Here is a 24,677-nt window from a genome sequence, read left to right as displayed (position 1 = left end):
GCACCATGAAAGCCATACACGCCTACATCAAACGCCACAAGCTCAGTGCCGTAACCCTCGCACTACGCAAGCTGGACACCCTCACCGGCGTCACGGTTATCGATACCCGCGGATTCGGCCGCGGCAGGGCCGAGAATGAACCCCATCGCATCGTCGAAGATCTCGTGGACTACGTACCCGGGGTCAAATTAGAGATTGTTTGCCTGGACGAGCTGGTTGAAGAGGTCGTCCAGATTATTCAGGAAAAGGCCCACACCGGCTTACGGGGCGATGGCAAGATCTACATCTATCCCGTAGAAGATGCCATACGTATCTCAACGGGGGAACGTGGACCTTCTGCCGTATAATCCAAGGAGGTGGCATGGCCAAGATTCGCATAGAACTCCCCATCATCCTTCCGGAGATCCCGGACGAACGTGACCCCTGTGTACAGCGGCTCATCGAAGCCCTTTCTGCCAAACCGGGTATTGAGCGGGTGCACGTGCTCCCTCCGGAGAATGGGACACCTGCCCGTCTGTGCGTCCACTACGATCCCGAACAGGTGCGCCTGGAGGATATCCGGCGCTGGGTACGCCAGACAGGCGCCCGCCTCACGGAGGCCTACGGGCATCTCATCCTGCCGGTCTCCGGCATCCGAAACGTACGTCACGCCCAGCGACTGGAACACCAGCTCCAACACAAGCCGGGCATCCTGGATGTGCAGGTAAGTCCCGCCGGTATCGTACGGATTGAGTACGATCGCCAACAACTTACCGAAGCGGATATCCGCACCCTGCTCAACCGGTTAGGGCTTGTACCCCGGGAAACATCCCTCCCACACCCGCACGAGAAAGAAGAGGAACATGCCCACGGGGGAGTCTTTGGCGAGCGTACGGAGCTTATCTTTGCCCTTCTTGCAGGCTTCTTCCTGGTATTGGGCTGGGTAGGCGCCACCTGGCTGGGTTTCCCGCCGCTTCTAAGCCGCATCAGTTACCTTGCCGCCTATTTCTTTGGCGGCTACTACACCGTCATCGAGACCCTGGAGAGCCTGAAACAGCGGCGGCTGAACATTGACTTTCTCATGCTGGCCGCCGCTGCCGGAGCCGCCGTGCTGGGCCACTGGGCCGAGGGTGCCTTTCTTCTTTTCCTGTTCAGTCTGGGCCATGCCCTGGAACATTACGCCATGGGGCGCGCCCAGCGGGCCATTCGTTCCCTGAGCGAACTCATGCCCCGTACGGCGCTACGCAAGGAAAACGGCACCCTGAAAGAAGTCCCCGTCGAAGCCCTGCAGGTGGGGGATGTGGTCGTGGTACGCCCCGGAGAACGCATCCCCGTCGACGGCATCGTGATGGAAGGTCAGAGTAGCGTCAACCAGGCCCCGGTGACCGGGGAAAGCATTCCGGTAGACAAACAGCCGCACCCCCAGCCCGATGCCGCGCTCAAGCAGTGGGAGCGTCTCTCAGATACCTACCGCGTCTTCGCGGGCACCATTAACGGCAATGGCACGCTGGTAATTCTCGTGGCCCGCAGAAGTCAGGATTCCACCATTGCCCGACTGGTCCAACTGGTTATGGAGGCAGAGACGGCCAAATCGCCCACCCAGCGCTTCACCGAACGTTTTGAGCGTATCTTTGTGCCTGCCGTCCTCGCCTTCGATGTCCTTGTGTTCATTGGAGGCATCGGACTCATCGGCTGGCCGGTGGAGCTGGCATTCTACCGTGCCATGGCCATCCTGGTGGCGGCCAGTCCGTGTGCGCTGGCCATATCCACTCCCAGCGCCATTCTCAGTGGCATTGCCCGGGCGGCTCAGCTTGGCGTCCTGGTCAAAGGAGGCGCACCTCTTGAAACGCTGGCGCTCGTACGGGCCATGGCCTTCGACAAGACAGGCACCCTCACCATGGGCCAACCACAGGTCACCGACATTCTGCCCACCGAGGACTCCCTCAAAGAACGCCTCTTTGAGACCCTGCTGGCCGTGGAACGGCTTTCCGATCACCCGCTGGCTGAGGCGGTCGTACAGTATATTGAGCAGCAGATGACGCTATCTTCCCTTCCGGATCCCGAAGAGGTGGAAACCATCCCCGGACACGGCATCCGCGGATATATGGAAGGAGAGCGGGTACTTATCGGAAACCTTCGCCTGTTTGAGCGCGAGCAGATTCCTGTACCTGAATCCCTGCAACGGCAGCTTGCCGCCCTGGAGCAGGACGGTAAAACCACCATGCTGGTCTACCGGGGAGACCGCTTTCTCGGCATCGTGGCTCTGCGGGACAACCCGCGTCCCGAGGCTCCCTCGGTCATTCAGGAGCTTCGCGCCCTGGGCATTCAGCGGATGATCCTGATCTCGGGAGACAACCAGCGGGTAGCCCAGGCCATTGCCCGGCAGGTCGGCATCGAGGAGGCCTGGGGCAATCTGCTCCCCGAGGATAAGGTAAAGGCCATACGGCGCCTTCGCGCGGAGACTCCACCGGTGGCCATGGTGGGCGACGGCATCAACGATGCCCCGGCGCTCGCGCAGGCCGATGTGGGCATTGCCATGGGGGCGGCAGGCTCCGATCTGGCCCTTGAGACGGCCGACATCGCGCTGATGGCCAACTCCCTGACCGGACTCCCCTTTGCCCGCGCCCTCAGCCTGAAGACGCGGCGCATCATCCAACAGAACCTCTGGGTCAGCCTGGGCATGGTGGCCATCCTCATTCCCGCAGCTTTGCTGGGACTTCAGCTAAGCCTTGCGGTCGTATTTCACGAGGGCTCAACGCTGGTCGTCGTCTTCAATGCCCTTCGTTTGCTTAGATTTACCTACCAACCTGCCTAATCCCATGTCCGATAAACGGCAACACGAAAAAGAGATCCAGGAAGAAGAACTTGAAGAACTCCTGGAAGGCGAGGAGTTTGATGAACTCCTCCGTTATACCGTGCCGGGATATGTCCTCAGCCTGGTGGTGGGCTGGTTCTTTGACGTCCAGGGCATGGAGCGAAGCGCCGTCGGTCAGTGGATTGTGCGCACGCTGGCCGGCGAGGGCGAAAGCATCTTTGAAGGCCTCTTTGCCCTGAAGAAACGCCTGCAACAGCAGGCCTTCTCCATGGCGCAGGCCTATGGATGGGGCAAAGCGATAGGCATGGTCGTACCCTGGATCATTGACTGGGGAAGTCGTGCGGCAGGGATAGATGTATATGGCGTTGAGGGGTTTTACATTCCTTTTTTCTATGCCATGAGCGATCAGCTTGGTGCCAACATTGCCGGCTTCGTGTATCTACGGCGACGTACGGGTTCTACCAGAGAGACCCTGAGCACCTACTTTACCCATCCTGTCATGCTCTCCAGTCTCCTGGTGATTCTCCTGGTGCCCGTAGGTCTGCTGGGCGCACGCCTGCTGGGCTTCAGTCCCACAACACAGGTGTATACCGCACTGGAGACCATTGCGGCCAACCTCTGCTGGGTGCCTCCGCTCGTCGGCATGCTGGTTGAACGGCGCGCCCAACGTCAGAATCCCTGACGATCCCGCTCCAGCACACGTCGGCGCTCTTCATACTCCTCCGTCGGGACTATCCCCGCGGGTGCGGGGACACCCGCTCGCCGAGCAGCTCGTCGTGCTCCAGAAAGGGACTATCCCCGCGGGTGCGGGGACACCGGCGTCCAAAAGAAGGGTGCCGATTGAAGGTAAGGACTATCCCCGCGGGTGCGGGGACACCAGTCATAGGTGGATTTTATGATATCCTGAATGAGGACTATCCCCGCGGGTGCGGGGACACCGCCTTCAAGTATTGCCTGTAAACAGCCTGCTTGGGACTATCCCCGCGGGTGCGGGGACACCCACCAACAAAACAGTAGGCGAAGATGGCTCTGAGGACTATCCCCGCGGGTGCGGGGACACCCGTGACGAAGCCTGTGGTAGGAAGCGCGGGAAGGGACTATCCCCGCGGGTGCGGGGACACCCTTGAAGCCGCTCGGGCGCCGGAGCCAGATCGGGGACTATCCCCGCGGGTGCGGGGACACCTCGTAGTCCTCTCGGTCCAGGGGCACGGTCAGGGGACTATCCCCGCGGGTGCGGGGACACCTGCTACGACCTTCACGGTTCCGCCTCCGTTTTGGGACTATCCCCGCGGGTGCGGGGACACCTCCTCTCCGGTGCAATACTCTTGCCACCGTTTGGGACTATCCCCGCGGGTGCGGGGACACCGGCTGCAGCGGCTTGGGCGGAACAACATCACAAGGACTATCCCCGCGGGTGCGGGGACACCGCCGCCCCAACACTTCCGGCGGAAAGCACTTGGGGACTATCCCCGCGGGTGCGGGGACACCTTCCGCGCCCTTCCGAGTGACGCGGCCGGGTTGGGACTATCCCCGCGGGTGCGGGGACACCGGGACCCGCACGGACGTGTAAAGATTTTGTGAAGGACTATCCCCGCGGGTGCGGGGACACCCAATATCGTAGGCGGTGCCGTCACCCGCAAAAAGGACTATCCCCGCGGGTGCGGGGACACCTTTCAGACGGCATCACTCCTTGTGCTGGTGAGAGGACTATCCCCGCGGGTGCGGGGACACCTGCTACGACCTTCACGGTTCCGCCTCCGTTTTGGGACTATCCCCGCGGGTGCGGGGACACCTCCTCTCCGGTGCAATACTCTTGCCACCGTTTGGGACTATCCCCGCGGGTGCGGGGACACCGGCTGCAGCGGCTTGGGCGGAACAACATCACAAGGACTATCCCCGCGGGTGCGGGGACACCGCCGCCCCAACACTTCCGGCGGAAAGCACTTGGGGACTATCCCCGCGGGTGCGGGGACACCTTCCGCGCCCTTCCGAGTGACGCGGCCGGGTTGGGACTATCCCCGCGGGTGCGGGGACACCGCCGAACGGAAAGAGTCGGCGGTGAAACTCAAGGGACTATCCCCGCGGGTGCGGGGACACCTCCGGGGGAGCAGTGGATCACCCGCGCCGCCGGGGACTATCCCCGCGGGTGCGGGGACACCCGGCCCGGCGCATCGTCGCCGGTGAGACGGCGGGGACTATCCCCGCGGGTGCGGGGACACCGCCACCTACGTTGAGACCGATCCGCTCGACAAGGGACTATCCCCGCGGGTGCGGGGACACCATTTCCGCAACGGTTATTTAGATTCGGACTAAGGGACTATCCCCGCGGGTGCGGGGACACCTGGATCGTCACCCAGAGCGAGCCAGTGGCTTTGGGACTATCCCCGCGGGTGCGGGGACACCAGCTTGGTGGACGTCTGCGTGATCTCCGTGCCGGGACTATCCCCGCGGGTGCGGGGACACCCCGGCCGATCCGCAACCGGCCGTGAAAGATGAGGGACTATCCCCGCGGGTGCGGGGACACCCTGGCCGTCTCCGATCGACCACCGGCGGCGCAGGGACTATCCCCGCGGGTGCGGGGACACCACTCAGATGAATTGCGCGCCGACAGCGGGGATAGGACTATCCCCGCGGGTGCGGGGACACCCCCGGCAAAACGTCGGTGATCACAAGTGAGAAGGGACTATCCCCGCGGGTGCGGGGACACCCCGCCCGTTGTCGTTCCGCATCCGGCCGAGCAGGGACTATCCCCGCGGGTGCGGGGACACCAAGCGCCAGGGCACTTCGCCCTGGCGGCTCACGGGACTATCCCCGCGGGTGCGGGGACACCAGGAAGCGTTACTATCGCGGCGGTTACCGGGAGGGACTATCCCCGCGGGTGCGGGGACACCCCGCTTGTCAGCTGAAGTGATAGCCGAACCGAAGGACTATCCCCGCGGGTGCGGGGACACCCGAGGCGCTCGTCAACGGGGTGGAGGAAGGCGGGGACTATCCCCGCGGGTGCGGGGACACCTCTATGCCATTATGGCATAACCGCGGCAAAAAAAGGACAATTAAGGATTGATTAGAGAGACGATCCCTCCTCTTCGTCCAGGTCCGGTCTTTCCACCAGCCGCAGGATCGGATCTCCCGCCTCAAGCGGCGGCTCCTCGGCCTCCACCAGTCGAGCAAGCTCCTCCACGTCGTGCGCCGCCGTCAACCCACGCCACGCCAGCCACAATCCTTCGTACTCCACCAGCTCCTTTTTGGGCCAGCCCAATAGCCGCATATCCAGACCAGAAGGCGCTTTGCGATTGCGCCAGAGCAGCACCACACCCCCATCTGGCGGAATCAACTCGGCCCAGGACAGCAGGACCTGCCAGACCCGCTCACGCACATCCCGGGGCATCCGGGGCGCCACATACACGCCCGGTGCTATTTCCAGCATGCAGGAAGCCAGAAAGCCCCGAAAGCGGCCAGGCGTGTTACGGGTCACGGCGATCGTCATGGCCATCGATCAGTTCCTTGATGTAGTCAATCATGCGTGGAATGACCTCCTCGTCCCGCAGCGTGCGCCCGGCCAGCGTCCGGGTCACCGATTCGATGTCGCGCCCGCCCTCCGTGATGAACTGCCGCACCGCACGAAAGGCCACCGGTACGGTGACCGTGGTTCGAAACAGATCGGCAATGTCCAGCGCAAAGGCATGGCCGGAGGCCTCATGGATGAAGCCGAGCTGTGGGATGGTGCCGGTTACGGCCACGGCAATCCGGGCGGCCGCGTAAACGGCAACGGCTGCATGGTTGATCGCGTTGTTGACCAGATCGTTGAGTTCAGGATGCTGGCGATCGTACCGACGGCCCCGCCAGTCAATGCCGAACTGCCGCGCAAGCTGCCGATAGCTTTCTTTGACGCGTGCCCCTTCGATTCCGCGCAGCGTGTCCAGATCCTGAATGTACGGTGGCAACGCTCCGCCCAGCCGAATGGCGTACATGGCACGGGCCACCTCCAGCCGACGCGTTTCGTCGGCCCAGAGACGGGCATGCCGACGTGCTCGCTCCGAACGGTCGGGGCCAAACGGCATGCTGACGGCATAAAGCCGTACCCCACCGGAGCCGACCGCCAGCAACCCGGTCTGCTGACGGGCCAGCAGGCGCAGCGCATCGTGGCTGACGACGGTGCCCGGTCCGAGCAGGATGTTGGAGACCTGCTGCAGCGGAATGTCGTAGGTGCCGGCGGCCAGCCGATCGGTACCGGCCGTGGTGAACACCAGCGTTCCGTCTTCGGCGCTCAGGCGGCCCCGCTCCAGCCACAGCAGTCCGTGCCGGTCGGCCTGCGGCACCCGCGCCGATTCGAGTCCGAGGCGTCCTTTGAAAACCATGAGCGCATTTCTCCTCTTCAGGCCCGGCGGAGCTTGAGCATGCCGTAGCCGAAGCTGGTGTGGCGTCCGACGCCCCGGCGGAGCATTCGCATGAACGCGGCACTGTCGGTGACGGTCAGCACCCCTTCGAGGGTTACGTCCGGACGCTGGATGACCGTGACCGAACGCGACGAACCGTTCGTCCGGCGCGTCATTCGTTCGATGGAAAACCGCGTCATGCGAACGGTCTCCACCCGGGCGCCTCCTTTTTCAGGGCGGGCCATCTGACGGCGAAGCCATTCCGCATAGACGGCCTCGCGATCCAGCACAGCCTCGGGTTGGCTCCAGGCCGCATCGAGGAAGACGTCCAGTTCCTGACCTTTCTGCCAGCGCCGCCCCCGGGGCGATTGCCCGGCCGAGGCCTTGCGCACCACCGGGCAGACCCGTACGCTGAAGGCCAGCCGCATTCCGCGCGGGATCTCCGTGGGCATCGGCTTCGAAGCGCCACGATCCCAGCCGCAGATGGCATAAACGGCCGGGCTGGCAAACCCCCGGGCAAGCTCCTGCAGCGTCTCCCACGGCACATCCGCATAGCCGAGTACCCGGACCCAGGGTCCCCGCCGATTTTCCCCCTCGACGGCAAACGGCCGCGGGGCCTGCGCCTGGAAGAGTTCGCCCAGGGCGCAGTGCACCAGGTAGGACAGGCTCACCGGCCGGCGCGCCCGGAAAAGATCAAGCATCCGGCCCAGTTCGTAAAGGCGCCGGACGTCGAGCCAGAGTTGCACCATGTGAAAAGGCGTCGGGTCGGCTCGTCCCTGGCTTGCATTATCCTTCATGACGTTCTCCGGCTGGATGGACGGACAGTTCTCCCATGGCGATCCAGCGGCTGCCCACGTGGATCTGGTTGGCCCAGTCACGCCGGTCGGTAACCGGCCGCCGCAGATTTTCTCGAATGCCTTCGACGGGCGGCGGATCGTCAGGGCCCGTCTCCCACCAGACCCGATAGAAGTCAGCGCGGTCGGCCCGCGCGTCCAGCGGCGCCCGTCGCAGCGCATCCAGCAGATCGGCCGCCTCCACGCGTCCGATAAAAAGCGGCGCAGCCGGCAGACAGGGCTTGCGGCCGATAAACAGCGGCCGCGCCGGAAAGCGGAGAGCCTGTTCGAGATCCGCCAGCGTGGGCGGCTCGTCCGGTGGGTCAAGCGTGAGCGCGACGGTATAGACGGCGTCGGCCCAGTAGTCGCGCAGGCGGATGTGGATGCCGAGGCTGGCCGTACCGCCCTGGCGGGTTTCCAGCGTACCGCGGGTGGTCCAGGCCCGCTCGTCATGCAGAAACGGCTGCGATAGATCCACCGTCTGAAAGTCGCGCAGCTGCTGACCGCGTCGGTCTTCGCGCACGGCGTAGCGGAGGCGCTCCTGCAGACGCTCCAGGCGGGCCGTCTCGGCATGCGTGTAGCCCAGCGCATTGGCCAGCAGGCCGGTCATCATGGAAAGCGCCGGATAGGGCTGGATAAATCCATACTGATCCACGATGGGCGCCCCGAAGCTCATCAGCGGGGCATCGAAGCGTAGCAGGAGGATTTCCATCATGCCCCTCCCTGGATTTTTTCAGCAACCCAGTCGGCAATCTCCGGCACGGCATTGAGCGTGTCCACCTGAAGCTGGCGTTGCACCGCTTCGGGCAGGTCGATGGCCGCCAGTCGGCGCTCCGTCAGCTTGCCGTACATCCGGTCCATCTGCTCGACGTAACGGCCGAGGGCGCGGTAGCTGTTGACGAGCACGCCCTCGCCGTCCAGCGATACCGGTCGGTGGAAGGCGTTGGCCAGGGTGCGCGGCTGGGATCGGCCCCACTCCACCAGCATAAACTGAGCGTAAGCGTGGGGTGCCGTCGAACCCAGCTTGGCGCCCGGCGAGACCGTGGCGATCAGGTGCAGCAACCGCCTGACGACTTCGGCGGCCAGCGTACGATCGGCCTCCTGCCAGGCCGCCGGCGGCACGCCTTCCAGGTTCGAAACCAGCAGCGGCACGTCCACCACCACGTAGCCATAAAACAGGCCGCTCGTCAACTCCTGGTTGTTGAGGTGCCCGCTGCCCAGCTCGCCTTCCCCTTCCTGCGCGACCAGTTCGTCCACCGCCGTAAAGTAGTCGCTTTCGCTTTCTTCCGCGTGCGTCGTGAAGGCATGCGCCACGTGGATGGCGGCATCGCCCCGGGCCAGCACGTCGCTGGTCGCCATGCGCCCGAACAGGGCTGCGTCCAGCCCGGCCGCCAGATACAGCCCTTTGAGATTCTTTTTCAGCTCCCCCTTGCCGATGGCCTGCAGCTCCTGATATACCCGTTCCAGCTGCTCGTCGGAAAGCGGCGCCGCGGCATCCGCCCATACCTCGCGCAGGGCATCCAGCCGCTCCCGGATGCGCCGAGTCAGGTAATCGACTTCGGGACGGCCCAGGATGATGACCTGGTTTGATTTGAGCTGGTCCAGCAACGTCGCATCGTCCACCTCATCGCTCATCAGCTTCTTGAAATCGGTTTTGCTCAACGACTCGTCCGAAACGATCAGCTTCTGCAGATGCAGCGCGAAGGCTACCACCAGCCGCAACGGATACCCTTCCTCGACGAGCGGCCGGGCAATGCATCGTTTGAACGTCTCGCGCGAACGAAGCGAACGGGGCACATCCAGTCCGTAGAGGGCATGCTCGCCCGAAAAATTGCGCCAGTGATACTTCAGGCACTGGGACGAAACACGGGTACGAATAGCCCCGCCGAAGGGCAGGCGCTTGGCGAATCCGGCGTCGTCCCGGTTGAGCAGCGCGGCGGGATACGCCGTCAGCGTGTGGATCTGAACGAATGCGGATACCATGGCTTTTACGGGTTTGGTTTTGATGGAAAGGACGTATCGATCGGGCCTCAGGCGGCCTCACGTTCCTGTTGATAGCGCCGGGCGTAGTAGTCCCGGGCGATGCGCAGCCGGACGGTGTCGGCCTTTGCCCCTTCCTGCTCAAAAAGCAGATCGGCCACGTCGGCCCAGTTGGCCAGCTGGTTTTTGGCCGAGAGGTACTGCGCCATCCTCCGCAGGAAAACGGCAAGCTGCGGTCCCCGGGCGCGAAGGAGCTGCGTGAAGCGCAGCTCGGACCATCCGGCCTCGGCCAGCGCACGCCCGAGCGGAACCTGATAGTCGTGCAGCTTAATGCAATGGGCCATGCCCATGAGTAGCGTAGCCCAGCAGCGTTCGTCCGCCTCGTCGCCGATACGCACGGGCGCTCCTTCGTCGCGCAGGTAGAACAGCACCTTCCACAGGGCCGCGGTGAACGGCGCCTCAAAAGCGATGCGGCGCAGTTCGGCGCGCTCGCCGGACGAGAGCGCCTCTGAGGCCAGCAATCCAGCCGCCTTACCAACGGCCTGGCCGCGCGTGATCGACGGCCCTTCGGTCTGGATCTGCGTCTTCATGACCGGACCTCCTGTTCGGTTGATAGGGAACGGGTTGCATTGAAGGCATACGGCAATACCTCGCGGGATCGGGCCTCGAAGATCGCATGGGCCCGGCTGCGCGCCCGCCAGTGATGCGCGGACGCCACGGGCATACCGTGCTCGGCCACCGCGAACTGACGCCGGGCTTCGGTCAGCAGAAAGCGTTCCCAGTCGCGACGGGCAGTTTCTTCGTCCTGCTCCACGGAAGCCCACAGACGATCGAAGAACTGCGCATCCACGGCGCGATCGAAGGCTTCGATCCAGGGCGTCACCTGCTCCCACTCCACGCGGGCATCCCGTCCACCGCTCAGCAGCGCGGCCAGCGCCGGATAGAGCACCTTGCGCTGCACATCTGCTGCCAACCGGACGCGCTGTTCGGCCCGGCGGGCCAGCTTCGTGCGCCGCTCCTCGGACCCCGAGAGCCATCGCGCCGCCGCCTGCGACACCGGCACGATCCGAAAGTGCAGACCGCCGGTCTTTCCCTGACCGCGCACGAGCGTACGGGCCACCAGGTACACCCCGTCTTTTTCATCTTCCCGGAAGGCAAGCGCTACAGGCGGTTCGTAATCGCCGGACAGGAAGACCTGCTGGAGCAGCCGGTACGTGAAGCCACTATCGCTTACGGTCAGCGCTTTCGGTTTGTCCGACTTTTCCACGGGCGTCCAGGGATCGCCTGTGACGCCGTTCAGCTCCTTCGGAGCCGCAACACGTGGCCCTTCGGTGTTGGCACGCCAGCACACGATGTGCCCGTTCTCCTCCAGGAATCGAATCCGACGACACACTTCGATGAAGTATGGATCGCAGGTTTCGAGTGGGATGCCGCTCTGCTTCTTTCCATCCCAGGGCAGCAACCACAGCAGCGCGTGCCCCCCGAGGTCGTAGCGGTCGGCAAACGACAGGCGGGCGTCGAGCAGCACCTGCACGTCGCGGCGGAAGTGGGCGCCCGGCGAAAGTGCCCGGGTGAGCCCCACCAGGGGACGATTGCCGAATCCCCCGTTCATGCGCACAATGCCATAGTTGCCCCGGCCCAGAAAGCCTTCCATCGTCTGGAGCGTCACCAGCGCGAACAGCCAGTGTTCGGGCCGGGGCTGCACGATGCGCCGGGCCTTCAGGTCGTGATTTTTTGCCGTAATCAGCACGTCGAGCTGGTCCGGCGTCTGCACATCGGCCTTATAACGGGCAGCTTCCAGCGAGCCTTCCGGAACAGGAGGCTGCATGAAGGCCGGGCGGCTGAGATCGGATACCACCAGATACCAGGCCGCTTCTTCGCCGCCGGCCAGCTCCACCAGGGCCTGTCGCCAGCGTGCGGCCTCTTTAGGAAAGGCATCGCCCGTGATGCGCGCCACGGCCATGGCCACAAGCTGCACCAGAAAGCTGTGCCAGGCCTGCTGCTGGTGCGGTTGCAGCGCTTCGAAGCCAAGCACCGCATCGCGTAGCAGGGCCACGATCACCTCCGGCAACGTACAGCCCCGCACCGTCTTGTCTTTGAACCGCACCCGGATCAGGGGTTCGTCCAGAAGAGCGTATCGCATCATGATTCCTCCCTAATCGTCAGGTTACCTGGGGCCGACGTCTAAAACCACGTTGTCCAAGAATCATTCTGGGAAAGCGAGCGGCTGGAATCCTGTATGCTAAGCGTCCTCTAGTACCAGTTACTTCCATCTGGCACCGAGCATCCCTGCAAATTGTGATTGTCTGGACTTTATAATTGCCTCCCAAATCAAGCAGCTGACACCACTCATCAGGTGAGAGGACACCAACCGCCTCTTGTCCACAAACCAGAATCAGATACGCACCGAAGAGACCACTTTGTGCATAGTCATTTAGAAGTGTAGCTATATCTTCCTCTCTCAATGTGAAGCGCCATCGTCCATTCTTTCCGCTGGCATAGCGAACCAGAATTCGAGTACTGCTGTTGATGATAAAGTGACCAGCGGTATCGTTAAGTTCGCGAACCGCTAACTGACCGTTGTGCCGTAGAAGAATTCGCAAAACGGCACCGTCCACTTGAGAACGACGAGAAATGCACATAACTTTACCTCCGTTTTGGATTAAAGGATTACCTAGCCCTATCGCCAGAAGCGAAACCCCGAAGCTTGAAGCTTGCGGGGTTTCGCTTTTTTCAACCTCCACGGGAGTGGAGAATCTGTTGATCTACGGTAGAACCTAGATCAACAGTAAGGACTATCGCCAGCATTCTGGCGTCACGTTCATTTTAATTACTGTTGATCTAGGAAAGTTCCAACGCCTCATTAAAATCTTTCCGGAGGCCCAGGCGGTCGTAGTGGAACCGCCTTCCGGCGAACACAAAGGAGAAGCCGCCGTCGAACGGAGTCACGTCCCGGGCTTTCGGTTCTTCCGGTAGCTCGTCGCCGACCATCCAGGAAGCCACCGGTAGCGTTCCGACAGGCCAGCCGAACGGTCCCAGAACCGGCTCCGGTAGCTCGACCCGGTAGTCGTCGTCGCCCAGCCGAGTACGCGGCGCAATGTCCCGGCCGAATGGATGCGCCCCGAACGGCCGCTCGAAATGAAGTCCTGTAATCTCGGGCACATAGCGATTGGCGGCTTCCTGTCCGAGTATGTGGCGCTGATGGGCCTCCCAGCGTTCGCCTTTTTCCCGGACGATCTGCTGCAAAACGGCCGGATGCGTGGCGCGTTCTACCAGGCGGCGGTTGTCGCGGGGGATCTGCCACAGGTTCTGGCCTTCGAGCACGCGCCAGGTCGCCTCGATCACCCGCAGGTCCGGATACACGGTGCCGAGGCCGTGCGGTCCCCGTGCCCCACCGTCGGGCTGGATGGTCCGGGTCAGATCTCGTTCCGCCGGCGTCAGCACCAGACACACGGCCTGTTCGTAGCCTTTCGGCCGCGGGCGCTCGTGGCGATGCAGCCGTCCGATCCGCTGCAGCAGCACGTCGATCGGGCACAGGTCCGTGATCAACAGGTCCGCATCGATGTCCAGGCTCTGCTCCACCGTCTGCGTACAGGCGGCCACAATGCCCCGCTTCGGACTGTTTTTGCCAAAGGCCGCCTCGATGGCGGCATCCAGCGCCCGGCGATCTTCCGGAGCGTAGCGGCCATGATGCGGAACGGGCTGGCCGTTGCAGGTCAGCAGCAGCGAACGATCGTCGCACGCCGCTTCCTCGAGGGCCCGCTGTACGGCCAGACAGTCTTCCACCCGGTTGCGGATGAGCAGCACGCGCGCTCCGGCGCGGGCATGCTGCAGGGCCCGTTCGGCAATGGCCTGCGGATCGGAAGCGATGGGCTCAAGACGGAGCGTCACCGGCTTTTCCCGGCCGGACGATGCAGCGGATACCGTCTCGAGCCTCTGGCGGCCGGCATCCACGTGCGTCAGCAACGGGTAGCGCTCGCCTTCCGCCTCGTCGAGCGGTGGTGGCGTACCGCCCTTCGTCGCGTAACGCACGCGCGCCACGGAACCCAGGGTGGCCGACATGAGCAGCGCGTGCCCTCCCGCCGCCAGATGAAAGGCCAGGATCCGCTCCAGCAGGGTCGTCATGTAGGGGGCCGAGGCGTGCACCTCGTCGACTACCAGAAAATGGCGAAGTAGTGCGGCGGCCCGCATGTGGGCATGGCTGACCTGAAGGCCCGCGAGCAGCACCTGATCGATCGTCCCCACCACGATGGGACCGGCCAGATAGCGCTTGGGATGCTCGGCCGCCCATCCGCGGTAGCGCAACGCTTCGTCGTCCCACAGCACCTGAAAGTCCGGCAGGCGAACGGCCTCCGCCTCGTCCACGCGCAGGTAGCCCGGAACGGCCAGCACCACCGGAGGACGATGGGCTTCCGGAAAGACCCGGGCCACGATCTCGGTAATGCGTCGGTGGATCTGCGAGGCCGCGCTGCGGGTAGGCAGGGCGAAGTACATCCCATCCACCAGCCCCTCCTGATAGAGCCGGAAAAAGCGGGCCACGGCCGCCTCGGTTTTGCCCGAACCGGTGTCCGATTCGAGAATGGTCAGACTTCCCTGCGGATGCACCGGAAGGTCGTAGCAGGCCTGCTGGATGGGATAGGGCGTACCGGCTTCGATCACCCCGCGGAATCCCACGGGCACGTCCCCCAGCGCCTTGCGCCCGCCTGCAGCGTCCAGAAACAGCGACTGCAGTGCCTGCCGTGCTCCCTCCCGCGCCCGCTCGATCGGACACATCGGATCTGCCGTCTCGTCGGCATAGGGGAAGAAGCGCGTGTCCGAACCGATCCAGTCGGCCAGTGTCAATAGACCGTTGAACGCGTGCTGAAAGCGTGGATCTGCGGGAAATGGTTCGGCGCCGTCTGCAAAAGCCGCCGGGAACCACAGGCGCACCAGTTCGGCCAGACGGCGCCAGGCCGCTCGAGGATCGCGCCGCGCGTTAGGGCGCCAGTAGTGCGCCCGGAAATCCCCTTCCGGCAGCACCGGCCGGCCATGATGAGACCAGGTGGCCAACAGGAAGTGGTAGAACACTTCTTCCGACACGAACCATCCCGCCATTTCCCCTATTTTGAGCGGCTCCAGCCACCGGGCCGGTTCATCTGCGCAGAGGATCTCGACGATGGGGCGCACGTGCCCCGGGCTGCGCACGCGAGGATCGAACGCCTGGTCCTGAAAGCCGTGGTTGGCTTTGCCCGCATCGTGCAGCGCCGCCAGCACGGCCAGTCGGGCCACGTGCACCTCCGCCAGGTCGTTCCACCCGATCAATCGGGCCAGGCGTTTCCGAAGCAGCGTGCGTTGCAGCAAGGCCTCGACGACGGCCGCCACGTCGGCCGCGTGGGCAACCAGCGGATGCCAGGCCACAATGTTTTCGGGGTGTCGCTCCTCCGTGTACCGGAGCTTGGCCCAGAACTGAGCAGGCGAAGGGGCTCCCTCCATGGCTTTTTTCTGGATTGGTTCAGCGATGAGTCCAGGTCAATTGCTTCATGCCGGCGTCGGCCAGGGTACGCAGCTTGCCTCGTTCCACCAGTTTCCAGAAAAGCGCACGGGTAGCCTGTGCATCGGCTACGGCCGTATGCAGGGGGTTGTCCGGTTCGATCCCCAGCGCGTGCAGCAGGGCGACGAGCCGGTAATCAGCCTGTTCGGGCAGCAAACGCCGGGCCAGTCCAAGTGTGTCGATGAACCGGATGGGTGGCACGGACAATCCCAGCCGTCCGGCCTCGTACGTGACGAACCAGAAGTCGAAGCGCAGGTTGTGTCCGACGACCACCCCTTCCCGAACATGCGCGAACAGCTCCCTGAACTGTGCGCGCTGCAGTCGCTGCGCGCTTGTCCCTTTCCAGAGCAGGAGCGGCTCGCGTGCGCCGAGCAGCGCCAGTTCGACGATCGCGGCGCCACGATCAGGCCGCAGCCCGCTGGTCTCCACGTCGAAGAAAAGCAGCGGTGCCACTTCGAGCGGCATTCCTTTCCAGCGCATCTCCCTGAGCTGGAATAAGCCGAAAAGCCCTGTCTCGGCAAGGTGGCACCCCGGTTTGCTCCGGCCGGTTCCGCCTGGAGCAGGCTATCGCCGGCTGCTCAGCGGCAACGATCCCAGTAGATCGTGTAGCGCTCGTGGTGCACTTCGTAAAAGGGCTTGAGCAGCACGTCGGCGGGTTTACCGACGCCCACGGTGTGGAAACGCAACTCGCCGCCGGTGGCCAGGGGTTTCACCCAGTCTTCCACGCGGTTCAGATCGCCGCAGAGCTTCGGGACCGGCGGGGCCGGCCAGCCGAAAAACTCCCACTGATCCTTCGCGTAGGCGCCGCCCTCGGGCATGCCGCGGCTTCCGAAAACGCCGGCCAGCACGATCGGTCCGTAGAGGATGGCAAAGCGATCGGGATTGTCCGGCATGGTTTCGACACGAAGGCGCATCGGGAGCGTGATTTCCACTTCGTCGCCCGGCTGCCAGACGCGTGCCAGCGTCAGGTAGCTTCCCGGCCGGCTCGTCACGGATTGCACCTCGCCGTTGATCCGGACGTCGAGGGCGTCCTGCGCCCAGGATGGATGCCGCACTTTCACCACCAGCCGCTGCGGCACCTCCGGGTCGAAGTCCAGCCGCACGCGGTTGCTTTCCGGAAAGGCCGTCTCCAGACGCAACCGGAGCGCCCGCCGCTCCCAGTTCAGCTCCGAAGGAATGAACAGGTTCACGTACAGCGTATCGCCGTTGTAGAAGTAGATGAATTCGTTGTACTTGACATGGTTTTCCATGCCGATCCCGACGCAACACCAGAAGGAATGCTCCGGGGTCGCGTAGGTTTTGAAGTGTCCGGGACGAAGCGACATGTAATAGGTGAACATACCCCGTTTGGGGTCCTGCGAGGCCAGAATGTGGTTGTAGAGCGCCCGCTCGTAGAAGTCCACGTAGCGGACTTTTTCCGGGTGCAGCGCAAACAGATGGCGCGTGAGGCGCAGCATGTTGTAGGTGTTGCAGGTCTCGGCGGTACCTTCACCCAGGCGGTTGGCGAGGCTGTCGCGCGGTCCGAAGTGCTCGTTCTGCGAGTTACCGCCGATGACGTAGGTATGGTGCTGCACCACTTCTTCCCAGAAGAACTCGGCCACGGCCCGCAGCGAGTCGCTGCCGATCAGTTCGTACTGCCGCACCACCCCGATGACCTTGGGGATCTGCGTGTTCGCATGCAGGCCGGTCAGGTTCGGAATGCCGCGGGCCAGTGGGGAGAGCACGGCCGCATGGTAGAATTTCTCGCTCAGCTCGCGGTGTTTCGGGTTGCCTGTGATGCTGTAGAGGTTGGCCAGCGCTTCGTTCATGCCGCCGTGCTCGGTGCGGAGCATCTGCTGCCACTGGGCGGGCGTCAGGTTCTTTGTGGTTTCGTAGGCCCAGTCGGCCAGTCGGGTCACCACCTCCAGCGCCTGCTCGCTGCCGCCATACCAGTAGGCATCGATCAGTCCCTGAAAGATTTTGTGCATGGTGTACCAGGGAACCCAGGCGCCGTTGAGCGAGAAAGGCTCGGCCTGCCAGATCTCGCCCCGGGCGATTTCGGCCCAGAGGCGATCGCCTTCGGGAATGGCTCCCACGTAGCCGTTGCCGTGTGCGCGTTGCACTTCGGCCAGTTCGCTTACGATGTAGTCGATGCGCGCACGGGCCTTCTCGTCGCCGGTGGCCGCGTAGTACATGGACAGCGCCGACAGGTAGTGCCCCAGCGTATGGCCCGAGATGCCCTGCGATTCCCAGCCGCCGTACTCCGGCGCTTTCGGCTCCAGACCGGCGAAGCGACGAAAGCGGCTGAGGAGTCGGTCGGGGTCCAGCTCGAACAGATAGGCCACGTCCCGCTGCATGGCTTCAAGGAAAGGGCTGTCGAGCAGCCGGACGGCCCGCGGCGGGAAGGCGAAGGCCCGGAGGCGTTCCCGGGAGCGGGCGTCCGTTTCGGCCGTGAGCGGCTGCGCCTGCAGCGTGTGGCTCAGCAGCAGTCCCGATAGCAAAATCCAGCAGATGCGTGTGGGCATAGTAAACAGGTCAGGGTCTGAAAAAGAAGCAGTTGGCGTCCAGCGGTTCACCTCTCGACCTGAGGGCTCGTACCACACAATCTGACGGGTGGTCGTTACTGGAAGATAGCCTCTGCCTTAACCGCTTTCTCCGACAGAGTTCTATCACTGATCCATAATCGACTGCGCAAAGCAATGACGCATTTCCAACTTTCATGAATTCCTAAACATTTTCAATAATATAAAATCATTTCATATAATTTGTCAACAAAAAAACAAAAATACCCTTTCCAGAAAGAGAAATCGCTTTTTCTCAATCGAAGAAATGCTGTGCAAAAATCAAATTTTTCACGTTCTTTCGATTTTCACAGAACAGGCCGCATGCGCTGGCTGAACGCCGATCGAATCTTTTTGCAGCGCTGGCCCGTTTTAGCAAGGATTTAGGATGCACGTAGCTACGAAACGTCCTATGCCCTCGGAAGCCTCCACGCAGAAGCGCGTCACCATCTCGGACGTGGCCCGCTACGCGGGCGTCTCGAACGCGACCGTCTCGGCCGTGCTCAACAACAAGGGTACAGTCAAGGAGAGCACCCGTCGTCGTGTGCTGGAAGCCATCGAAAAGCTGAACTACCGGCCCAGCGGCGCCGCCCGCCGTCGCCTGCAGCCCACGCTGCACCGCACGATCGGCCTGGTCGTCAAGGAAGTCGATAATCCCTACTTTGCCGACATCTTCCTGGGCGCCCGCGCAGTGGCCAACCAGCATGGCTATACCGTGCTCATCACCAGCTCGGAAAGCGACTTTGCTTCCGAACACCGCATCGTCGACCTGTTGGCCGACAAGGACGTCGATGGCCTGATCATCAATCCGCTGCTCGAAGAACAGGCGGACCTTTCCCACCTGTTCGAACTCAAGCGCCGCAACATTCCCTTTGTGCTCATTGAAAACGTCCTCGGCCTGCAGGCCAACATCGTGGACGTGGACAACGTGGCGGCCTCCAAAGAAGCCACGCGCTACCTGATCGAAGGCGGACACGAACGCATCATCCACTTTGCCGGGCCGCGCTACTCGCTGCACACCGAAGAACGCATTGAAGGCTTCCGGCGGGCCTTCAGTGAAACGAATCTGATCTTCCGCGAAGACATGATCGTCTACGCCGGGGCCCGCCTGAAAGACGGCTACGAAAAGGGCCTGGCCTACTTCCAGGAACATCGCGACAACCCGCCGACGGCCGTCACCTGCTACAACGACCTGGTGGCCATCGGGCTGATGCGGGCGCTGCACCAGCTCGGCATCAAGGTGCCCGATCAGGTCTCCATCATCGGGTACGACGACATCGCCATCGCCGAATACCTGCCCATCCCGCTGACAACCGTGCGCGTGCCCAAAACGGAGATGGGCGCCAAAGCGGCCGAACTGCTCATCCGCCAGATCGAGGGGGCCAATGGACGGGGCGGTTCGGATGCGGTCGAGCGCATCTTCTTGCAGGCCCAACTGGTCGTGCGGAATTCGACGCGCCCGCTGAAGTGAGTCAGGGCGACCAGGCGAGCACAAAGCCGCCATTCGGCTGCATAGAGACCGTAAGCGGCGACTGGTAGCGCAGCGTTTCGATCCGAAAAGCGCGTGCGGTTTCGCCGTCGGTCAGGAGCAGGCCGGTCTGCCCGGGCTGTAGAAACGATAGATCCAGCGTGACCGTCCGCGACGTCGCCTCGCCGTTGATGCCGGCCAGATACCAGCGCCCGTCTCCGGCTCGGCGGGCCAGCACCACGAACCGACCGGGCCAGCCGTCCACAAAGCGCGTCTCCTCCCACACGACCGGTACCTCTCGCAGAAACGCCCGCACCGCCTCAGGCACCCGGCGCATGCCCTCGGGCGTTTCGGCAAAGTGCTGGACGCCGGACGTAAACAGCACGGTCAGCGCCAGCTGAAACCCGTTCGTCGTACGCCGCACTACGCCTGGAATTTCACCCAGGCTCAGGGGCGTGTAGTCCATCGGATCGAACACGTTGCGCGTGAACGGCAGCATGGCCGCATGGTTGGCCTCTCGATCGGCTCCTTCCTGCGTGAAGGTGACAAATTCGAAGCCCCGGACCGCCTCCATCGTCATCAGGTGGGGATAGGTGCGGACCCAGCCGCGCGGCAACGTGCAGCCGTGAAAGTTCACCAGCAGTCGGTGCGCGGCCGCGTCCTGCAGGATTTCATGGTAGTAGCGGATCATCGAGCGGCCATCGCCTCCGAAGAAATCCACCTTGATCCCCCGAATGCCCATGGCGGCCAGCCGCGCAAATTCACGCTGCCGATCCGCACGGGTCAGCAGCCGGCTTTTCGGCCGATAGGTGGTCGTGTTCCAGTTGCCCGACGAGTTGTACCAGAGCCAGAGCCCGACGCCTCGCGCGGCGGCATAGCGGGCCAGTTCGGCCATGCGGTCATAGCCGATCGTCGAGTCCCAGTTGACGTCGATCAGCGTGTACTCCCAGCCCATCTCGGCCGCATAGTCGATGAAGCGGCGCTGCACCTCATAGGTAATGGAAGGGTCTTTGAGCAGCGCCCAGCTCCAGGAGGCACGGCCCGGCCGGATGAACGTGGTATCGACGGCAATGGCCGGGGCGGCCAGATCGGTGCCCAGGGTCGATTCGACGATTGTTTTCAGATCGCCCACCGCGAGCACGCGCCAGGGCGTCTGCCAGGGAAGCGCGCTGCGCGGTAGATGCCCCTGACCGGGAATGGCCTCGCGGGCGTCCGGATAACCGATCCGATAGGCACCGCCCGGTGCCTCGGGGCGCAGCCGTACGCCGCAGAACGTACTGTCGACGTCCGCCTCGGTGATCAGCACCCAGTGCGACCCCACCCGGAACAGCGCGGGAAAGACCCAGCCGGCCATGGGCGAGGGCGTACCGACCGGGATGTCCTGCAGGTAGTACTCTTCGTAGGAAGGGTTCGTCTGGCGCCAGCCGCTTTTCGGCTCGGCCAGCGGTTGCAGCCAGGCCCGCGCGCTGTCGGGGAAGTCGAACGTGGTCCGTTCTTCAAGGATTTCCCGGGGCGTCGGGTCGCTTTCCGGAAAGCGATAGCGGAAGGCCACGCCGTCGTTCGCGACGCGAAACACCACCTCCAGCGGCCGTCCCCCGGCATTGCGCAGCCGGTAGGTGCGCTCGTTCGCTTCATGGCGATTGACGCGGCGCTTGCCGGCCACCAGCGTGTAGGTTTCGACAACCCGACGCACCGGACTGACGCCCTCCAGCCGGAGCCCGCCCGTAAAGTCGGCATCGGATCGGACCAGCCCCAGCGGTGAGGGTTCCAGTACGGGCTGTCCCTGGCGCCACACCTGGTACAACAGCCGTCCGTCCTGCAGCCCCACCTGTACGGTGAGCTGTCCGTCCGGGCTGGAAAGCGAGCGCTCCGTGGCCGGCCGACAGGCGGCCGCCGCCAGCAGCGCCAGCGTCAACCACAACGACGCGCGCCGCATGTCAGCGCGGATAGAAAGTGAGCGCCACGACCGATTTGGCGGGAAGGCGTAGCTCATAGACGCCATTGCCCACGGCACGGTAGGCGGTGAAGGCGACCGGTCGCACCCGGTCGGGCGCCTCGAACGTGTTGTGCGCATCCATTGCCTCGGCGGTCAGCACACGCCCTTCCACACGGGCCGGCTGGATGCCCTCCAGCCGAGCCTGCACCACCCGCTCCTGATGGGGGTCCAGATTGGCAATCGTCAGATGCACGGCCCCTTCCGCATTGCGCGAAGCCGAAGCATGCAGCGCCGGAATGGCCTCGTCGCCGTAGCGGTATTCCCCGGCCTCCAGCTCGACAGGCAATAGCGTCGCGTCCTGATGTTCTTTGTAGAGGTCGAACACGTGATAGGTGGGCGTCAGCACGATCGTTTCCTCGCCTTCCCGCGTGAGGATCAGCGCCTGCAGCACGTTGATCGTCTGCGCCAGATTGGCCATCTTGACGCGTTCGGCGTGGTGGTTGAAGATGTTCAGCGAAACGGCCGCCACGAGCGCATCGCGCAGCGTGTTCTGCTGCACCAGAAAGGCCGGGTTCGAGCCGGGCTCGGGCGCATGCCACATGCCCCATTCGTCCACGATCAACCCCACCCGCTTTTCGGGATCGTAGCGGTCCATGACGGTTTCATGCCGGCGCAGCACTTCGTCCAGAAAGAGCGCCTTCTGCAATCCTTTGAACCAGCCCCACTCGTCAAAGCCGGTAGCCGGTTCTTTTTCGTTCCAGCGGCCCGTTTTCGAGATCCAGGTGTAATAGTGCACGGAAATGCCCTGCATCAGCCAGGGATTGCGACGGAAGACATCGCGCATGAGCACGCTGGTCCAGGTCGTGTCGGCATCGGCCGGTCCGGCTGCAATTTTGTAGAGCTGGTTGCCGCTATAGTTGAACAGGTACGTGGCAAAGCGGCGGTAGAGGTCCGCATAGTACTCGGGGTCCATGTTGCCGCCGCAGCCCCAGCTTTCGTTGCCCACGCCCCAGAAGGGCACGCGCCAGGGCTGTTCGCGACCGTTCTGCTTGCGCAGGCGGGCCATGGGACCGTCTTCGGCCGTCAGGTATTCGACCCACTCGGCCATTTCGCGGGGCGTGCCGCTGCCCACGTTCCCGGCGATGTAGGGCTCGGCGCCCAGTGCTTCGACCAGCGCCATGAATTCGTGCGTGCCGAAGCTGTTGTCCTCGACCACCTGTCCCCAGAAGGCATTCAGGATCGGCCGACGCTGCTCCTGCGGACCGATGCCGTCTTTCCAGTGGTACAGGTCGGCAAAGCAGCCGCCGGGCCAGCGCAGGTTCGGGATGCGAATGCGCCGGAGCGCGTCGATAATGTCCTGCCGCAGGTGCCAGCGTCCCTGCGCGTCCCGCTGCCAGAAACCACCATAGATGCCGTAGCCCAGGTGTTCGATAAAATGCCCGTAAATGTGCCGGCTGATCTGCACCCGACCCTGATCCGCGTGAATGACGAGCCGGTGCGTCGGTTGTGCCTGCAAAACGCTGCCGGTGCAGGCCAGCACGATCAGCAGCAAAAGCCCTTTCGAAAACAGTCCACGCATGGCAATGCTCGGATTGTGTTGAAGGCGAATAGACAAAACCTGTGCGATGCACTACTCGGCCACGTCGAAGGCGTAGACCGTACGCGAGCGGTAGGTCTCACCCGGACGCAGCACCGGCGACGGAAAATGCGTCTTGTTGGGTGAATCTGGAAAATGCTGCGTTTCCAGACAGAAGCCGGTGCGCCGGGCGTAAACCATGCCGCCTTTGCCGGTCAGCGAGCCGTCCAGAAAGTTACCGCTGTAGAACTGAATGCCCGGCTCGGTGGTGTAGACGCGCATGATGCGGCCGGTGGTGGGCTCGTAGACGCGGGCGGCCAGCTCCAGCGCGCCGCGTTCGGTGTGGCGCAGCACGAAGTTGTGGTCGTAGCCACGGCCGCGACGGATCTGCTCGTGGTCGGCGTCGATGCGCGCGCCGATGCGCTGCGGGGTGCGAAAGTCCAGCGGCGTGCCCGCCACCGGGCATATCTCGCCGGTAGGAATCAGCCGCTCGTCCACGGGCGTGTAGAAATCGGCCAAGAGCTGCAGTTCATGGTTCAGAATGTCCCCGCGACCGGCCAGGTTGAAGTAGGCATGCTGCGTCAGGTTGACGATGGTGGGTTTGTCGGTGGTCGCCTCGTAGTCGATCACCAGCGCGTTCGAATCGGCCAGCGTGTAGGTGACCGTCGCCCGCAGCGTGCCCGGATAGCCCTCCTCGCCGTCGGGACTCACGTACGTCAAGCGCACGCCGGCTTCGTTCCCGTTCGTGAACGGCTCAGCCTCCCAGAGCACCTTGTCGAAGCCTTTCAGCCCGCCGTGCAGGTGGTTGGGCCCATCGTTGGCCGCCAGCTCGTAGGTCTGGCCGTCGAGCACGAAGCGGGCGCCGCCGATGCGGTTGGCATAGCGACCGACCATTGCCCCGATGTAAGGATGGGGTTGCAGATAGGCCGCAAGACTGTCGAAGCCCAGCACCACATCGCCCGTGTTCCCCTCGCGATCGGGCACCCGAATGGCCCGGATGATCGCGCCGTAATTCAGGACTTCGACTTCCATCCCGCTGGCATTACGTAACCGGAAAAGCGTGACAGGCCGTCCGTCGGGCAACTGGCCAAACGATTCCTCGGTGACGGTTACCGTTGTCGTTTCCACAGGCGAAGGGGTTTCGTTGGACGAAGGCTGACAACCAAACAGCAGCCCCCCGCAGAGTACGAGCCAGAACGTTCGCATAGCTGCTTCTAAGATGGTGGACGCAAAAACACGCGCAGTCCCCTACAGGTCCTGATTTTTTCACAGCTTTCTCATTTCAAAACGATTCAATTCTAAAATCGAATCGTTTCGCCAAAAATAGCAGCTATTCAAAATTAAGTCAAGGCCCACTCATCATAAAAAACGCACGGTCCGGAGTAGCGCAGGCCCTCTTGTGTCCTTATGGGACAGGGATCATATGTGATCGCCAAGTCACCGGTACGCCGATGGCGCAACGCCACATGTGCCCTGACGTGAGCCGGCGGGTATGATCGGGCGAACACAGGGGTCCGCCCCTACGGGATAGGGAAAACGTCAAGGATCTGTAGGGGCGCACCGCCGTGTGCGCCCGTGCTTTCTCACATGCACGATGATTTCCCGGAAATCGTATTACAAAAAAGCTCCGGCACCGGACCGGAG

Annotated in this window: 18 protein-coding genes and 1 CRISPR repeat array; of the genes, 4 read left to right on the top strand and 14 right to left on the bottom strand. The window is 63.3% G+C overall.

Annotation, left to right across the window (positions count from 1 at the left end; translation table 11 throughout):
• Nucleotides 1-5 precede the first annotated feature (5 nt).
• Genes GYH26_RS02535 through GYH26_RS02525 form a run of 3 tightly spaced genes read left to right on the top strand, consistent with a single transcriptional unit; the run spans nucleotide 6 to nucleotide 3,476 of the window.
• Nucleotides 6-347, top strand: coding sequence for a P-II family nitrogen regulator (locus GYH26_RS02535; protein WP_161540357.1), 342 nt, complete (start codon nucleotides 6-8; stop codon nucleotides 345-347).
• Nucleotides 348-361: 14 nt separating this feature from the next.
• Nucleotides 362-2,794, top strand: coding sequence for a heavy metal translocating P-type ATPase (locus GYH26_RS02530; RefSeq protein WP_161540356.1), 2,433 nt, complete (start codon nucleotides 362-364; stop codon nucleotides 2,792-2,794).
• A 4-nt stretch (nucleotides 2,795-2,798) separates the two neighbouring features.
• Nucleotides 2,799-3,476 carry a hypothetical protein gene (locus tag GYH26_RS02525; RefSeq protein ID WP_161540355.1) on the top strand — a complete coding sequence of 226 codons (678 nt, stop codon included), beginning with the start codon at nucleotides 2,799-2,801 and terminating at the stop codon, nucleotides 3,474-3,476.
• A gap of 45 nt (nucleotides 3,477-3,521) precedes the next feature.
• Nucleotides 3,522-5,807: a CRISPR direct-repeat array (repeat unit 29 nt; unit sequence GGGACTATCCCCGCGGGTGCGGGGACACC).
• A gap of 51 nt (nucleotides 5,808-5,858) precedes the next feature.
• Here GYH26_RS02525 and cas2e read toward each other — a convergent pair.
• From cas2e to GYH26_RS02475, 11 genes are all read right to left on the bottom strand, one after another.
• A complete protein-coding gene (gene cas2e, locus GYH26_RS02520; protein ID WP_161540354.1) occupies nucleotides 5,859-6,287 on the bottom strand; it encodes a type I-E CRISPR-associated endoribonuclease Cas2e in 429 nt (142 codons plus the stop codon).
• Complete coding sequence (gene cas1e, locus GYH26_RS02515) at nucleotides 6,259-7,152, bottom strand: type I-E CRISPR-associated endonuclease Cas1e (RefSeq protein ID WP_161540353.1); 894 nt, start codon at nucleotides 7,150-7,152, stop codon at nucleotides 6,259-6,261. The genes cas2e and cas1e overlap by 29 nt, the downstream gene beginning before the upstream one ends.
• A gap of 17 nt (nucleotides 7,153-7,169) precedes the next feature.
• Entirely contained in the window at nucleotides 7,170-7,967 is a 798-nt protein-coding gene (gene cas6e, locus GYH26_RS02510; RefSeq protein WP_012842999.1) for a type I-E CRISPR-associated protein Cas6/Cse3/CasE, read from the bottom strand.
• A complete protein-coding gene (gene cas5e, locus GYH26_RS02505) occupies nucleotides 7,957-8,718 on the bottom strand; it encodes a type I-E CRISPR-associated protein Cas5/CasD (RefSeq protein ID WP_049772336.1) in 762 nt (253 codons plus the stop codon). The genes cas6e and cas5e overlap by 11 nt, the downstream gene beginning before the upstream one ends.
• Nucleotides 8,715-9,986, bottom strand: a complete 1,272-nt coding sequence (gene cas7e, locus GYH26_RS02500; RefSeq protein WP_012842997.1) for a type I-E CRISPR-associated protein Cas7/Cse4/CasC — start codon at nucleotides 9,984-9,986, stop codon at nucleotides 8,715-8,717. The genes cas5e and cas7e overlap by 4 nt, the downstream gene beginning before the upstream one ends.
• A gap of 47 nt (nucleotides 9,987-10,033) precedes the next feature.
• Nucleotides 10,034-10,573, bottom strand: a complete 540-nt coding sequence (gene casB, locus GYH26_RS02495; protein ID WP_161540352.1) for a type I-E CRISPR-associated protein Cse2/CasB — start codon at nucleotides 10,571-10,573, stop codon at nucleotides 10,034-10,036.
• Nucleotides 10,570-12,129 carry a type I-E CRISPR-associated protein Cse1/CasA gene (casA, locus tag GYH26_RS02490; protein WP_161540351.1) on the bottom strand — a complete coding sequence of 520 codons (1,560 nt, stop codon included), beginning with the start codon at nucleotides 12,127-12,129 and terminating at the stop codon, nucleotides 10,570-10,572. The genes casB and casA overlap by 4 nt, the downstream gene beginning before the upstream one ends.
• A 16-nt stretch (nucleotides 12,130-12,145) precedes the next feature.
• Nucleotides 12,146-12,727, bottom strand: a complete 582-nt coding sequence (locus GYH26_RS15110) for a hypothetical protein (protein WP_161552300.1) — start codon at nucleotides 12,725-12,727, stop codon at nucleotides 12,146-12,148.
• 97 nt (nucleotides 12,728-12,824) lie between these two features.
• Nucleotides 12,825-15,455 carry a CRISPR-associated helicase Cas3' gene (cas3, locus tag GYH26_RS02485; RefSeq protein ID WP_161540350.1) on the bottom strand — a complete coding sequence of 877 codons (2,631 nt, stop codon included), beginning with the start codon at nucleotides 15,453-15,455 and terminating at the stop codon, nucleotides 12,825-12,827.
• Nucleotides 15,456-15,474: 19 nt separating this feature from the next.
• Nucleotides 15,475-15,993, bottom strand: coding sequence for a 3'-5' exonuclease (locus GYH26_RS02480; RefSeq protein ID WP_242006561.1), 519 nt, complete (start codon nucleotides 15,991-15,993; stop codon nucleotides 15,475-15,477).
• 98 nt (nucleotides 15,994-16,091) lie between these two features.
• Nucleotides 16,092-18,017, bottom strand: coding sequence for a glycoside hydrolase family 127 protein (locus GYH26_RS02475; protein WP_161540349.1), 1,926 nt, complete (start codon nucleotides 18,015-18,017; stop codon nucleotides 16,092-16,094).
• Between the two features lie 448 nt (nucleotides 18,018-18,465).
• Between GYH26_RS02475 and GYH26_RS02470 the strand changes: the two genes are divergently transcribed.
• A complete protein-coding gene (locus tag GYH26_RS02470; protein WP_161540348.1) occupies nucleotides 18,466-19,524 on the top strand; it encodes a LacI family DNA-binding transcriptional regulator in 1,059 nt (352 codons plus the stop codon).
• Nucleotide 19,525: 1 nt separating this feature from the next.
• Here the strand turns inward: GYH26_RS02470 and GYH26_RS02465 are convergent, their stop codons facing one another.
• Genes GYH26_RS02465 through GYH26_RS02455 form a run of 3 tightly spaced genes read right to left on the bottom strand, consistent with a single transcriptional unit; the run spans nucleotide 19,526 to nucleotide 24,239 of the window.
• Entirely contained in the window at nucleotides 19,526-21,457 is a 1,932-nt protein-coding gene (locus GYH26_RS02465; protein WP_161540347.1) for a glycoside hydrolase family 97 protein, read from the bottom strand.
• A gap of 1 nt (nucleotide 21,458) precedes the next feature.
• Nucleotides 21,459-23,036 (bottom strand): alpha-N-arabinofuranosidase, encoded by a 1,578-nt coding sequence (locus GYH26_RS02460; RefSeq protein WP_161540346.1) that lies wholly within the window; start codon nucleotides 23,034-23,036, stop codon nucleotides 21,459-21,461.
• 51 nt (nucleotides 23,037-23,087) lie between these two features.
• Nucleotides 23,088-24,239 carry an aldose epimerase family protein gene (locus GYH26_RS02455; RefSeq protein WP_161540345.1) on the bottom strand — a complete coding sequence of 384 codons (1,152 nt, stop codon included), beginning with the start codon at nucleotides 24,237-24,239 and terminating at the stop codon, nucleotides 23,088-23,090.
• Nucleotides 24,240-24,677 lie beyond the last annotated feature (438 nt).

It is taken from the genome of Rhodothermus marinus (assembly GCF_009936275.1).
GTDB lineage: Bacteria > Bacteroidota > Rhodothermia > Rhodothermales > Rhodothermaceae > Rhodothermus > Rhodothermus marinus_A.
The sequence above is the reverse complement of the archived record's forward strand: the minus strand, read 5'-3'. Positions and strand labels throughout refer to the sequence as shown.

What these genes read in the sequence shown, in the direction of transcription:
- GYH26_RS02535 (WP_161540357.1), top strand. Translation starts at nt 6, where the DNA reads ATGAAAGCCATACACGCCTACATCAAACGCCACAAGCTCAGTGCCGTA.
- GYH26_RS02530 (WP_161540356.1), top strand. Translation starts at nt 362, where the DNA reads ATGGCCAAGATTCGCATAGAACTCCCCATCATCCTTCCGGAGATCCCG.
- GYH26_RS02525 (WP_161540355.1), top strand. Translation starts at nt 2,799, where the DNA reads ATGTCCGATAAACGGCAACACGAAAAAGAGATCCAGGAAGAAGAACTT.
- cas2e (WP_161540354.1), bottom strand. Translation starts at nt 6,287, where the DNA reads ATGGCCATGACGATCGCCGTGACCCGTAACACGCCTGGCCGCTTTCGG.
- cas1e (WP_161540353.1), bottom strand. Translation starts at nt 7,152, where the DNA reads ATGGTTTTCAAAGGACGCCTCGGACTCGAATCGGCGCGGGTGCCGCAG.
- cas6e (WP_012842999.1), bottom strand. Translation starts at nt 7,967, where the DNA reads ATGAAGGATAATGCAAGCCAGGGACGAGCCGACCCGACGCCTTTTCAC.
- cas5e (WP_049772336.1), bottom strand. Translation starts at nt 8,718, where the DNA reads ATGATGGAAATCCTCCTGCTACGCTTCGATGCCCCGCTGATGAGCTTC.
- cas7e (WP_012842997.1), bottom strand. Translation starts at nt 9,986, where the DNA reads ATGGTATCCGCATTCGTTCAGATCCACACGCTGACGGCGTATCCCGCC.
- casB (WP_161540352.1), bottom strand. Translation starts at nt 10,573, where the DNA reads ATGAAGACGCAGATCCAGACCGAAGGGCCGTCGATCACGCGCGGCCAG.
- casA (WP_161540351.1), bottom strand. Translation starts at nt 12,129, where the DNA reads ATGATGCGATACGCTCTTCTGGACGAACCCCTGATCCGGGTGCGGTTC.
- cas3 (WP_161540350.1), bottom strand. Translation starts at nt 15,455, where the DNA reads ATGGAGGGAGCCCCTTCGCCTGCTCAGTTCTGGGCCAAGCTCCGGTAC.
- GYH26_RS02480 (WP_242006561.1), bottom strand. Translation starts at nt 15,993, where the DNA reads ATGCGCTGGAAAGGAATGCCGCTCGAAGTGGCACCGCTGCTTTTCTTC.
- GYH26_RS02475 (WP_161540349.1), bottom strand. Translation starts at nt 18,017, where the DNA reads ATGCCCACACGCATCTGCTGGATTTTGCTATCGGGACTGCTGCTGAGC.
- GYH26_RS02470 (WP_161540348.1), top strand. Translation starts at nt 18,466, where the DNA reads ATGCCCTCGGAAGCCTCCACGCAGAAGCGCGTCACCATCTCGGACGTG.
- GYH26_RS02465 (WP_161540347.1), bottom strand. Translation starts at nt 21,457, where the DNA reads ATGCGGCGCGCGTCGTTGTGGTTGACGCTGGCGCTGCTGGCGGCGGCC.
- GYH26_RS02460 (WP_161540346.1), bottom strand. Translation starts at nt 23,036, where the DNA reads ATGCGTGGACTGTTTTCGAAAGGGCTTTTGCTGCTGATCGTGCTGGCC.
- GYH26_RS02455 (WP_161540345.1), bottom strand. Translation starts at nt 24,239, where the DNA reads ATGCGAACGTTCTGGCTCGTACTCTGCGGGGGGCTGCTGTTTGGTTGT.